The following is a 12,337-nucleotide window of genomic DNA, read 5'->3' on the forward strand; positions in this document are numbered from 1 at the left end:
TTTAAACGAATTATGCATGTTGCATTTCGTGTTTTCCTTCTTTGATTTCCTCAATCAATTTTGAATTAAATGCCGGTAAATCATCAGGATTTCTACTTGTTACAAATCCTTCATCTACAACTACCTCTTGGTCTACCCAATTTGCACCTGCATTGATTACATCATCTTTTATAGAATTAAACGACGTCATTTTTCTACCTTCTACAACCCCTGCACTAATCAATGTCCACGGTGCATGGCAAATTGCTGCTACGGGTTTCTTCAGTTTAAAGAAGTCACGTACAAAATCTAATGCTGTTTCTTCTCTTCTTAATAAATCTGGATTAATTACCCCACCCGGTAAAACCAAGGCATTATAATCTTCTGCCTTAACTTCACTTAATGTTTTATCTACTTTATAACTGTTAGACCAATTACCATCTGCCCAACCTTTAATTTCTCCGTTTTCTAAACTTACGATATCTACATTAAAGCCTTCTTTTTCCATGGCTTCTTTTGGAGATTTTAATTCACTTTCTTCAAATCCATTTGCAGCTAATATTGCTATCCTCTTCATTTTATATATAGTTTTTAATGATTAATAATTTGTTTGATACTAAGTTACATATCATGCCTTCTATTATCCGTTAAAGCCTTATTAATAAAGGGTTGGCAAGGGTTAAACATTTACTAAATGAACTTTATAAAATTCAATTTGTGCTCATTTGCACCTCGTTTAAGTGCTTAATGGTTTTTTCTAAGCATTCCTGAAGATTCTTTTTTACCTCAGTCTCCCAAAATCTAAATACGGTGTAGCCCAAAGCTATAAGTTCTTGGTTTACTTCAATGTCTCGTTGCATATTACGCTCAATTTTTGCTATCCAGAATTCTCGGTTGGTTTTAACATTGGGTTTGCGCTCTTCCCAATTTTTACCGTGCCAATATTCACCATCTATGAAAATGACCGTTTTATATTTTGGCAATGCAATATCTGGCTTTCCAATAAGCTTTTTGTAATCTATGCGATATCTATAGCCGGCAGCGTATAATGCTTTTCTAAATGCAAGTTCTGGTTTTGTATTTTTCCCTTTTATTTTGCTCATTATTTTAGAGCGCTGGGGCGTAGTGTAAAATCCGGATGCTTCGTTGAACCTAGGTACTATAATGCGTTCTTTGGAGTAGTCTTTGGACATACTTTAAAAATAAAAAATCCCGAACCTTTACGGTCGGGATTTTTTAAAACTTTATGATTAAAAGTCTAACCTTTAACGTTAGCGCTTAAAAATTCGCGGTTCATTCTTGCTATATTCTCTAATGAAATTCCTTTAGGACATTCCACCTCACAAGCACCGGTATTGGTACAGTTACCAAAACCTTCAAGATCCATTTGTGCAACCATGTTTTTAACACGATCAACAGCTTCTACCTGTCCTTGTGGTAATAAAGCATATTGAGATACTTTAGCACCAACAAATAACATGGCAGATGCATTTTTACAACTTGCTACACAAGCTCCACAACCTATACAAGTAGCGGCGTCCATAGCTTCATCTGCTGCATGTTTAGAAATCGGAGTACCATTGGCATCTTGTGTGTTACCTGAAGTGTTTACAGAAATGTAACCACCTGCATGTTGTATTCTATCAAATGCTCCTCTATCAACAACTAAATCTTTAATAACAGGAAACGCTTTTGCTCTAAATGGCTCTATAGTAATAGTATCCCCATCTTTAAACATACGCATGTGCAATTGACATGTAGTTACGCCTCTATCTGGACCATGAGCTTCACCATTGATGAACATTGAGCACATACCGCAGATACCTTCTCTACAATCGTGGTCAAAAGCAACTGGTTCTTCACCGCTATTAATTAGTTGTTCGTTAAGAACATCCATCATTTCTAAGAACGACATATGTTCAGAAATCTCTGTCACTTTATAATCGACCATTTTACCCGTTGCTTGGGCATTAGATTGTCTCCAAATTTTTAATGTCAGATTCATATTTTAAGTATTGAGTAATGAGTATTAAGTAATGAACTAAATCATTTCTAATAGCTCAATACTATTATTTATAACTTCTTTGTTTTAATTCGATTTCGTTGAACTCTAATTGTTCTTTGTGTAGAACGGCATCTCCAGGTTCTCCTTTATATTCCCATGCAGAAACAAATGCGAAATCAACATCGTTTCTTTTTGCTTCACCAGCTTGTTCACCACCAATTTCTACAGACTCTTCTCTAAAGTGACCACCACAAGATTCTTCTCTTGCTAAGGCATCTTTAGCGAATAGTTCACCAAGTTCTAAGAAATCTGCCACACGACCAGCTTTTTCCAATTCTGCGTTAAGTTCAGTTGCAGTACCAGGTACACTTACGTTTTTATAGAAATCTTCACGTAGCGCCTTAATTTCTGCCATAGCTTCTTTTAAGCCTTCTGCGTTACGAGACATTCCACATTTCTCCCACATAATATTACCTAATTTCTTGTGGTAATAATCTACAGAATGTGATCCTTTGTTGTTAACAAAGAAATTTATTTTATCTGTTACTTCTTTTTCAGCGGCATCAAACTCAGGTGTATCCGTAGGAATTTTTCCTGTTCTAATTTCGTGAGAAAGATAGTCTCCAATTGTATATGGTAGAACAAAATAACCATCTGCTAAACCTTGCATTAATGCAGAAGCTCCCAATCTATTTGCTCCGTGATCAGAGAAATTTGCTTCGCCAATACAGTAAAGACCGTCTACAGTAGTCATTAAGTTATAATCAACCCAAACACCACCCATGGTATAGTGTACTGCAGGATAAATCATCATTGGTGTTTTGTACGGATCTTGATCTACGATTTTTTCGTACATCTGAAAAAGGTTTCCGTATTTAGCTTTTACTATAGCAGCACCTAGTTCATATATCTTGTCAGCAGAAGCATTGTTAATGTTGTGAATCTTAGCTTGCTCTTTACCATATCTTTCAATAGCTGAAGCAAAATCTAGATAAACGGCTTCACCAGTTGCATTTACACCATAACCGGCATCACAACGTTCTTTTGCAGCTCTAGACGCAACATCACGTGGAACCAAGTTACCAAATGCAGGGTATCTTCTTTCTAAGTAATAATCTCTTTCATCTTCGGACAGATCGGTAGGCTTTTTCTTGCCTTCGCGAATTGCCATTACATCATCCATATTCTTAGGAACCCAAATACGACCATCATTACGTAATGACTCTGACATTAACGTAAGTTTTGATTGGTAGTCTCCAGAACGTGGAATACACGTTGGGTGAATTTGCGTATAACAAGGATTAGCAAAGAAAGCTCCCTTTTTGTGTATTTTCCAAGCAGCTGTTGCATTAGATCCCATTGCATTGGTTGAAAGGAAATAAACATTTCCGTATCCACCAGAAGCAATAACAACGGCATGTGCAGAGTGGCGTTCTATTTCTCCTGTAACCAAGTTACGGGCAATAATACCACGAGCCTTACCATTTACTTTTACAACATCTAACATTTCATGACGGTTGAACGGGGTAATTTTACCACGTGCAATTTGTCTGTTCATTGCAGAATATGCTCCTAATAATAACTGTTGTCCTGTTTGTCCTTTAGCGTAGAATGTACGTGAAACTAATACGCCACCAAAAGAACGGTTGTCCAATAGACCGCCATAGTCACGTGCAAAAGGAACACCTTGAGCAACACATTGGTCAATAATATTTGCAGAAACTTCTGCAAGTCTATATACGTTAGCTTCTCTAGAACGGTAATCACCACCTTTTACGGTATCGTAAAATAAACGGTATGTAGAATCACCATCTCCTTGATAGTTTTTTGCAGCGTTAATACCTCCTTGTGCAGCAATAGAGTGAGCTCTTCTTGGAGAATCTTGGTAGCAAAATGTTTTTACATTATAGCCCAATTCTGCTAAAGTGGCAGCAGCAGAGCCACCAGCCAAACCTGTTCCTACAACGATAACATCAATATTACGTTTGTTGGCAGGGTTAACCAAATCTATATGATTCTTATAATCGGTCCACTTCGTTTTCAATGGACCTTTAGGTACTTTTGAGTCTAATACAGACATAAGTAATAGGTATTAATGATGATTAAAATGATGAAAAAGGGCAATGAAAATAAATCCTAACGGAAGTAAAATCGAATACACTTTTGCAAACAATTGTAGTTTTTCTTTTCTCATGCTAGTTGCACCGGCAGACTGAAATGCAGAACTAAAGCCGTGCATAAGGTGTAGCGATAAGAATATGAAGGCAATTACATAAGCACCAACACGTAACGGGTTTTCAAATTTATGAGCTAATTCCTCATAATATCTGAAGCCTTCACCATTTGGCAATAAACCAGTCATGTCTCCATCAATAAACTTGGTGTTAATTTCTGGTAACCAGAAATCGATAAAGTGAAGTACTAGGAAAGCCAAAATAGCTAATCCGCTGTAAATCATGTTACGGCTCATCCAAGATGAATTGGCGGCGCCATTGTTTTTAGCATATTTTTTTACTCTAGCACTTCTATTTTTAGCTTCTAAAATGAAACCCATCACAAAGTGATAAATAACACCGAAAATTAAAACAGGTTGCAAAACGTATTGTACGGCCCAAAAAGTACCCATAAAATGCGAAGCTTCATTGAACGCATCTGGACTGAAAACCGACAAGATGTTTATTGCAAAATGCTGAAGTAGAAAAAACATTAAAAAGAAAGCAGAAAGTGCCATTGCATACTTTCTACCGATCGAAGATTTAAAAAATCCGCTCATTATTTGTTAATTTTATATGCGAATTTACATCACAAGCTAGTTATTAACAAGGATTATCGAGTTTTAGTATGTCTATTTAGATTGATTTTAAAGGCAATTTTAAAGATGTTTAAGATTTTTATTAAAATTCAGCTTTTGAAATTAAAATCATTGAACAATCACCACATTAAAATTTGTTATAAAAATCTTAAATTTTGGCTTTGCTAACCGCCCATTCAACAGCTTGATCCAATTCTTGGAATCTGGCTATTGATTTTCCGAAGAATAATCGCTCTAAAAAAAGACTTAGAAAACTACCTTTAGTTGATCCTACTACAGCATAATGAGCAATATTGTAACGATTTTTGTAAAATTCTAACCAGTAAACTGAAACTACATAATACTTATTAATTCTATTGGATAAATAAACAACAGGAAGATCACCATCATAAATTTCTTTTGATGCGTTTATTACTCTTTTGGCATTTTCCCATTTAAAGATAACACCTTCATTAATTTCAGAAATTATTATTCCATCTTTGAAGAAGTAGAATCTTCCAAATTCAAATTCTCTAATTTCTTTTATTTGCTTAAATAATTCGAGATCTCGAATTCGTTTCATGCCCAGTTTTTAAAGGACGGCAAATATATTGATTATTACCATAATAGCTTATAAAAACATCGACGAACGGTATGGTTATTAGCTGGAATTCCCTACGGGAAATATAGTCGTTATTTCTCCATATCCTTTAACTGAATTTCTAATGCTTTAGTCGATAATTGAACTTCTATCAATGACAGCACCAATGAGATCATTAGAGCAAATAAACTAATACCAAAGATGAAATTTGCCCAAAATGTTAATTCCACATAAATTAAGGTCATGGTGATTACGGCAAGTAGAAAACTAACTATAGCGGTTGCCTGCATATTTTTTATAATCGTTAACCGTTTACGAAGTTTCTTTACTTGAAGACCTACTGAAGGTGACGCTGTTTCTTCAAACTTTCTGTGCAATTGTCTGATTAATGCAGCTATTGCCAAATATCTAGCATTGTATGCAAGCATGGTCAATGAAATAGCAGGAAAAAGTAATGCCGGTATACCTAAAGTGAGTTCCATAAATAATATTTCTTAATCAGTAGCTATTCCAAAATAGGTCCAAGTAACATCAAGATCAAAAGGATTAGCTTGTCCATGAATCTCACCTGGAGCTATTGTAATGCATTTTCCCGGTCCTACTTCATAATCTTCTCCTGATATCGTAAAAATGGCTTTACCGGTCTGTATATGAAAAACCTCGAACATGGTATCATGCTTATGTAACTCAACTTTTTGTCCTGGTTTAAAGACTGCAGTGCCATACATCATTAATTGAGGTATTTCACCACGTTGTATCAATGTCTTTTTCTTAATGCTTGGGTCATGGCTTACATCTAGTTCCGGTAGCTCGTTCCAATCTACTATTTTCATATAGCTATTCTATGTCAAAAGTTACCTTTTCAGTTGTTCCGTTGCCCGTTATCTCAATAGTGTAGCTACCTTTAGGTAAATAGGTGCTGCCATTATCGGCTTGTTTTAATTCGGTTTTGTGCTTTTTAAGGTAATTCAGCTTTCCAATTTTAGAAAATGCAACATCATATGATAAAACGTTCAGTCCTTTATTCGCTATAATTTCTGTTTCACTTACCACAATATTATCAGATGATTTTATTTTGGCTTTGTATACATCATCTCTGTCAGAGTAAAAGGTAATGTCCAATCCAGGTGTTCTAGCTTTTGACCAAGAACTCCATGAGTTGCCCCAACGTGCCGAATGTTTTAAATTCTCTAACGGATAAACATGTAAATCTTTACTTAATATTTCTGGTGTCATACTTTGTAATGCTGAAATATCAGCTTTGTAAATACTTCTACCGTGTGTGCCTACTATTAAATGTTTTGCTTCTTTCTGTATTGCCAAATCATGAACTGCTACATAAGGCATCCCATTTTGGAAAGATTCCCAAGTTGCTCCTCTATCCAAAGTCATATATAGACCATTATCAGTACCTACAAATAATAGGTTCTCATTTTCAGGGTCTTCAATAATAACATTTACTGCAGATGTAGGAATGTTTGCCGAAATACTTTTCCAAGTAGCACCTTTATCTTCACTAACATATATATAAGGTGTAAAATTGTCTGAGCGGTAACCATTTAAAGTAGCGTACACTCTGTTTTTTTGATGCTGAGATGCAATTACTCTACTAACCCATAAATTCTGAGGTAAATTGGTAGAGATAATTTCCCAAGTGCCACCACCATTTTCCGTACGTTGAATTAAACCATCATCACTTCCGGTATACATAAGCCCAAATTTAAAAGAGGATTCTGATATGGTTGCCAATGTTCCAAAAGCTACATTACCTTTTTTGCCACCTTGGGTTAAATCTACCGATATAGTTTCCCAAGTATCACCCTGGTTTAGGGAACGATGAAGTTTGTTGCTTCCCATATATAGAATATCTTGATTATGAGGAGAAAGTAAAATTGGAGATTGCCAGTTAAAACGATACGGAGTCTCACCTAATTCATGTTTTGGCTGAATGTAGTTGCGTGTTTCATTTTCTAAATCGATTCTAAAATAATTACCGAATTGGTAGCCTGTATAGACAATATTAGAATTGCGATTATCTACTTGTACCTGCATACCGTCACCACCCATAATAGATTTCCAAGGGTATTGACCAGTTTGTTGCCATCTTGTATTTTCTTCAGCATTATGTGGACCCATCCAAACACCATTATCTTGAAGTCCGCCATATACATTATATGGTTTTTCATTGTCGACTGCAATAGCATAATATTGGGCTACCGTTGGCGAATTGTTTTTAAACCAATTTTTACCATCGTCATAACTAGTGTTTACACCACCGTCATTACCATTAATTAAATGACCGGGTAAATTAGGATTTACCCATACCGCATGGTGATCAGAGTGTACGTTGTCGCCATTTATAGAGGCGTAGGTTTTACCGCCATCTTTTGAAGCAATAATAGGAACGCCAGATAAATAAATAGCATCAGCATTATTTGGGTCTACCGTTATTTGAGCAAAATAATACCCATAGCTATAAAATAAATCGTCTATATAGTTTTCGTTTTGCTTTGTCCATGTGGTGCCACCATCATTACTGCGGTATACTTCTGCACCAATTACAGGAGTGTCAAATAACATTGAGTTTGCGTCTTCTAAATACAGGGCAAGGTCAGTTGGTTTTACGGCATTGCTACGTACCATCTGTTTTACATTGGCAGCTCTGTATTTTTCATGAAAGTTATTGGTCTTTAAAAATTCATTCAAGTCTTTGTCATTAAGGTCTAAAAATTGTTCTTTTGAGAGTGTTTTAAAGTCATCTTTAGTCAACCCTGATTGCTTTTCTTTCTTTTCTTTGGATACGTTTCTTCTAAATTGACTGTCATGTACCGCGTAAACTGTATTGTCATCGAAAACAGCTAAACCGATTCTGCCTACACCTTCACCGGTAGGGAAGCCGCTTGTTGGAGTAGAAATTTTTGTCCAAGTATTACCGGCATCAACACTTTTGTAAATTCCAGAACCTTCGCCATTACCAATAAAATCCCACGCTTTTCTGTCTTTTTGCCATGCCGCGGCATATTGAAGATTATAATTTTTAGGAGAAACTGCAATATCAATTATCCCTGTTTTATCATCAATGAATAAGGTGTTTTTCCAAGTATTACCACCATCTGTAGTTTTGTATATACCACGTTCTTTATTTGTAGAATATAAATGACCGGTAACACCAACAGTTACTTCGCTTGCGTTATCTGGATTAACAACTATGCGACCAATATGATGAGAATCGCTCAAACCCATATGTTCCCATGTCTTACCCTTATCAGTAGATTTTAGAATTCCGATGCCTGCGTATGATGAACGAGAAGAATTATTTTCTCCTGTACCTACCCAAATAGTTCCGCTTTGCCAATGTACCGCAATATCACCCAGATTTTGCGTTTGAGTTTCGTCCATTACGGGAGTAAAAGAATTACCGTTATTGTTGGTATACCACAATCCACCTGAGGCGTAGGCTACATAATATTCTGTTGGGTTGTTTTCGTTTACGGCTAAATCTACCACACGCCCGCTCATTACAGACGGACCTATATTTTTTAGCGGAATATTTTTAACCAACGAATTGGCATCCATAGCTTTTTTCGCCATTAAAGAGGCTTCTACTTCTTGCGATGGGGTTGGTTGAACTTGTGCCGATGCTAAAGAAATGCTGGCAAATACTAAAAGGTAAAATTGTTTCATTTTCATGTTGTTGATAGTGCTGATGGTAAGTTACTGATTACTTATGCTCTTGACAAACTGAAATCATTTGACTGGAATTTTTAGTTAAGTGATGCTCTTAGTGCTTTAGACTTTAATTGTATTTCTTTTTGAGCATTTGAAATAGCAGTTTTTATTTCTGAGTTATGACTGACATTAATATCATTTATAGAATTTAGCGCGTTTAAATACCAATCTTCCCAAGCGGTAATTATTTTCTCTTCAGCATTAATTGTACTACCTTTTGCAATGGCAGTTTTGCTGAGTTTTGCTTCTGTTTCTAAACGCGATTTAGCTCGAGTTTTAAGGTTTTCAATTTGAGTTTTAGCAAATTTACTAGATGCATTTACTAGCTCTAGTCCGCTCACTAAAGCTGCTGTACCTACATTTTTCATGGTTTCTTTTGATACTTTGTCTATACGGTCGTTATCGGTATGGTAAAATTGGTCTGTAAAGTGCCAAAGTAATAATCCTGGGATATTGTTCTGTAAAAACGGAGTGTGGTCGCTGCCACCTTCGAAAGGGTTAGTTTCTACAATCCAATTGGCATGTTTACCTTGTTCTTTAAAAGTAGAAATTATAAAATCGTTTTGGTAATGCGGTTTCATGTCTTCTAGTTTTAAAACATCACCGCCCCATTCGCTGTGTTTGTCTTTTCCACGGGTCCAAATGGCACTTGGATCTGGCATTTTTTCAATCAGGAATGTTCCACCTGTCATAGCTGTATTTTCTCCGACCATATCTAGGCTTATTCCCCATTTAATACCCTTCGCACGTTTTGGATTTTCTTGTATATACCGATTGGTAGAAACAATCTCATCGCCCCATAAAAAGGTCATGGTTCTTTTAAATTCAATTTTGTTCTCGGCAAATAACTTAGCGGCTGTTTTCGCCATCTCTAATTGAGTGCCTACACCAGTGGCATTGTCATTTGCACCTGGTTCTTGAATATGTGCGCTGTAAACCAAACGTTCATTTGGCAATTCGTTCCCTTTTATGTCTGCAACAATAGTTAGTTCTTCTGAGGGGTATCTTTTGGTTTCTATGTTTACCAGAACCTCTGTTTTACCTTTTTTGAGTTGCGCTACTAATTTCTCTTTTGCTTCGTAGGATAATGCAATACCCCAAAAATTGCCATTGTCTTGAGATGGCAGCCTTCTAAACTGTATGGAAGTTGTATTTTTCTCTGGTTGTAAATAGCTAGGATTGTCATACGTTAAAATACCTAAGGCACCTTGCTTAACTGCTGTTTTGTAAAATTTACGGGCACTCATTTCTGCAAAAACCACTTTGCCCTTTATAGATTTGGACATTAAATCATCAACGGATTTTATTTGCACAACCTCTGCCTTTATGCCTTCTTTTGGTGTAGATGCCGAATTTAAATAGGTCATGTTATGATTGCTTTTTGAAAGTAGCAAAGGTGTGTCTTGACCAACAATTTGTAATGACGCAGATATGGGTTCCCAAGTTTTATGGGTCATTGCACGTTTTTCTATACGGTAAGTAAACCTGTCGCTTTCTTTTGCTTTTTCTTCTAAAATATAACCTGCAGCTTGTAAACTATCTGCTATAAGATATATGGTTTTATCAAAGCCAGTATTACCAACCACGCGCCAATAATCTTCTACAAAATCCGTGGTTTCGTAAGCAAGCTTGCCTGTGAATTCCGGACGAACAAGATTAAAATAATCGACTTGCTTTTCTTCAGTATGCTGAGAGCATCCTGTTAAAAAAGAAAGGCAGAGTAGTGTAGGTACAATACCCTGCCTTATGATTATTTTTTTAATTCCGGTTATTCTTCCCATTTCCATTCGTTACCAATAATCAATTTTTCTTTTAAATCATTTTTAATCATAAGCTCTTTTGTTGTTTCGCTATCCATTTTGGTAGCTGGTAAAGTTTCTGCGTTTGCAAGTGCGTAGAGCATCATGGTGCCAAAACGAGCCGTATTTTTCATATGGTCTTCGTTTACTAGATTAAAATCATCACAATCAGAATGGTAACAGCCATAAATAGAACGGTCTAAATTGTTATGAACCGATAAAATAGGCACACCTTCTAACATAAATGGCTGGTGATCGCTATGTAGTCCAGATTTATTTGAAAACTTGTTTTGGTAGATGGTATCCTGTTTTTGAATTGCAGCTCCTAAATCTTTAAAAAATTGCTCGTTATCCAGTTCTCCACCTGCGTTCATGCCAATTGGGTTGCCAGACATATCTAGGTTCATCATATATTTAATGTTTTCAATGGTATTGTTTTCAATAGCTTGTTCCACTAAATATTTAGAACCAAGTAGCCCTTGCTCTTCACCCATGAACATAACAAATTTTACAGTTCTTTTTGGTTGTAGGTTGTTTGCTTTAAAGGCTCTAGCGATATCTATAACCGCAAATGAACCAATACCGTTGTCTATGGCGCCAGTGGCTAAATCCCAAGAATCTAAATGACCGCCAATGACAATCTCTTCTTGCGGTATTTCTGTACCCGGTAATGTAGCAACTACGTTTCTAGCTTTAATAACATCACTAGTATTAGTCATGTCTATTTTGGCAGTAGCTTTTTCTGTTTTTAAAGATTCTTTTAATGCCATACCGTCTTCCTTACCAATACAAACTGCAGGAATAGGAATTAATTCTCCCGTTACAGAAGCGGTACCCGTTAAAAGAACGCCATTATCTACTTGGTTGATGATAATAATGCCAATTGCACCATATTTAATTGCCAAGGCTGTTTTTTCACTTCGGTGCAAATTGCTAAGACCTTCTTCACTACCTGGCAAAATATTAATGTAGACCAACGAGATTTTACCTTTCACTGCATCTGGGTTAGCAGCATAGTCTGCATCTAAACCATTGCCCATATCTACAATATCTCCAGTTACGTGAGCTTCAATAGGTGCATGACCTAAAGTAACTACTTTAATATCTTCATCATTAATTGCTAAAGACACTTCGCCCCTTGCCCAAGCCTCCACTTCAAAAGTTTGGTAGGTAACGTCTTCAAAACCGTATTCTTTAAATTTATTATAGGTGTACTCTTCTGCTTTAGCACCATTTGTAGAACCTGTTAAGCGGTGCCCTATAGTTTCTGTTGCTTCTTTTAAAGTGCTATAGCCTTTTGAATTTGCTTTGATTTCGGTATCGATACGAGCAAATAGTTCAGCTTGTGATTCTTCTTTTTTGGTTTTTGTGCATGCCTGTAGACATAATACGCCTATGAATAGGAAAGCGATTTTTTTCATGAATTGTTCGTT

The 12,337-nt window shown here is 36.2% G+C and carries 11 protein-coding genes; all 11 read right to left on the reverse strand.

Annotated elements, in window-relative coordinates; translation table 11 throughout:
* Positions 1-10 precede the first annotated feature (10 nt).
* The 11 genes from PXD56_RS01230 to PXD56_RS01280 all read right to left on the reverse strand — a co-directional run bounded on the left by PXD56_RS01230 (position 11) and on the right by PXD56_RS01280 (position 12,325).
* A complete protein-coding gene (locus PXD56_RS01230; RefSeq protein ID WP_276491538.1) occupies positions 11-556 on the reverse strand; it encodes a type 1 glutamine amidotransferase domain-containing protein in 546 nt (181 codons plus the stop codon).
* Between the two features lie 133 nt (positions 557-689).
* Positions 690-1,172, reverse strand: a complete 483-nt coding sequence (locus tag PXD56_RS01235; protein WP_276491539.1) for a very short patch repair endonuclease — start codon at positions 1,170-1,172, stop codon at positions 690-692.
* Between the two features lie 65 nt (positions 1,173-1,237).
* Positions 1,238-1,984: a succinate dehydrogenase/fumarate reductase iron-sulfur subunit gene (locus PXD56_RS01240; RefSeq protein WP_276491540.1), complete on the reverse strand. Its 747-nt coding sequence runs from the start codon at positions 1,982-1,984 to the stop codon at positions 1,238-1,240.
* A gap of 64 nt (positions 1,985-2,048) precedes the next feature.
* Positions 2,049-4,064, reverse strand: a complete 2,016-nt coding sequence (locus tag PXD56_RS01245) for a fumarate reductase/succinate dehydrogenase flavoprotein subunit (protein WP_276491541.1) — start codon at positions 4,062-4,064, stop codon at positions 2,049-2,051.
* Positions 4,065-4,076: 12 nt separating this feature from the next.
* Positions 4,077-4,757, reverse strand: coding sequence for a succinate dehydrogenase cytochrome b subunit (locus PXD56_RS01250; RefSeq protein WP_036151095.1), 681 nt, complete (start codon positions 4,755-4,757; stop codon positions 4,077-4,079).
* Positions 4,758-4,944: 187 nt separating this feature from the next.
* Positions 4,945-5,358 carry a hypothetical protein gene (locus PXD56_RS01255; protein ID WP_276491542.1) on the reverse strand — a complete coding sequence of 138 codons (414 nt, stop codon included), beginning with the start codon at positions 5,356-5,358 and terminating at the stop codon, positions 4,945-4,947.
* Positions 5,359-5,468: 110 nt separating this feature from the next.
* Positions 5,469-5,858, reverse strand: coding sequence for a DUF2721 domain-containing protein (locus tag PXD56_RS01260; protein ID WP_276491543.1), 390 nt, complete (start codon positions 5,856-5,858; stop codon positions 5,469-5,471).
* A 12-nt stretch (positions 5,859-5,870) separates the two neighbouring features.
* Positions 5,871-6,209, reverse strand: a complete 339-nt coding sequence (locus tag PXD56_RS01265; protein WP_276491544.1) for a cupin domain-containing protein — start codon at positions 6,207-6,209, stop codon at positions 5,871-5,873.
* Between the two features lie 4 nt (positions 6,210-6,213).
* On the reverse strand, positions 6,214-9,060 hold the full coding sequence (locus PXD56_RS01270) for a WD40/YVTN/BNR-like repeat-containing protein (RefSeq protein ID WP_276491545.1): 2,847 nt from the start codon (positions 9,058-9,060) through the stop codon (positions 6,214-6,216).
* An 80-nt stretch (positions 9,061-9,140) separates the two neighbouring features.
* The gene (locus tag PXD56_RS01275) at positions 9,141-10,886 is read right to left on the reverse strand and encodes a M28 family peptidase (protein ID WP_276491546.1); all 1,746 of its coding nucleotides are present in this window, start codon (positions 10,884-10,886) and stop codon (positions 9,141-9,143) included.
* Complete coding sequence (locus PXD56_RS01280; protein WP_276491547.1) at positions 10,874-12,325, reverse strand: M20/M25/M40 family metallo-hydrolase; 1,452 nt, start codon at positions 12,323-12,325, stop codon at positions 10,874-10,876. Before PXD56_RS01280 ends, PXD56_RS01275 begins: the two co-directional genes overlap by 13 nt.
* Positions 12,326-12,337 lie beyond the last annotated feature (12 nt).

The organism is Maribacter zhoushanensis (assembly GCF_029350975.1).
GTDB classification, from domain to species: domain Bacteria; phylum Bacteroidota; class Bacteroidia; order Flavobacteriales; family Flavobacteriaceae; genus Maribacter; species Maribacter zhoushanensis.

Excerpts from the sequence above, each read along its gene's own strand:
- PXD56_RS01230 (WP_276491538.1), bottom strand. The coding sequence starts at position 556 with ATGAAGAGGATAGCAATATTAGCTGCAAATGGATTTGAAGAAAGTGAA.
- PXD56_RS01235 (WP_276491539.1), bottom strand. The coding sequence starts at position 1,172 with ATGTCCAAAGACTACTCCAAAGAACGCATTATAGTACCTAGGTTCAAC.
- PXD56_RS01240 (WP_276491540.1), bottom strand. The coding sequence starts at position 1,984 with ATGAATCTGACATTAAAAATTTGGAGACAATCTAATGCCCAAGCAACG.
- PXD56_RS01245 (WP_276491541.1), bottom strand. The coding sequence starts at position 4,064 with ATGTCTGTATTAGACTCAAAAGTACCTAAAGGTCCATTGAAAACGAAG.
- PXD56_RS01250 (WP_036151095.1), bottom strand. The coding sequence starts at position 4,757 with ATGAGCGGATTTTTTAAATCTTCGATCGGTAGAAAGTATGCAATGGCA.
- PXD56_RS01255 (WP_276491542.1), bottom strand. The coding sequence starts at position 5,358 with ATGAAACGAATTCGAGATCTCGAATTATTTAAGCAAATAAAAGAAATT.
- PXD56_RS01260 (WP_276491543.1), bottom strand. The coding sequence starts at position 5,858 with ATGGAACTCACTTTAGGTATACCGGCATTACTTTTTCCTGCTATTTCA.
- PXD56_RS01265 (WP_276491544.1), bottom strand. The coding sequence starts at position 6,209 with ATGAAAATAGTAGATTGGAACGAGCTACCGGAACTAGATGTAAGCCAT.
- PXD56_RS01270 (WP_276491545.1), bottom strand. The coding sequence starts at position 9,060 with ATGAAACAATTTTACCTTTTAGTATTTGCCAGCATTTCTTTAGCATCG.
- PXD56_RS01275 (WP_276491546.1), bottom strand. The coding sequence starts at position 10,886 with ATGGGAAGAATAACCGGAATTAAAAAAATAATCATAAGGCAGGGTATT.
- PXD56_RS01280 (WP_276491547.1), bottom strand. The coding sequence starts at position 12,325 with ATGAAAAAAATCGCTTTCCTATTCATAGGCGTATTATGTCTACAGGCA.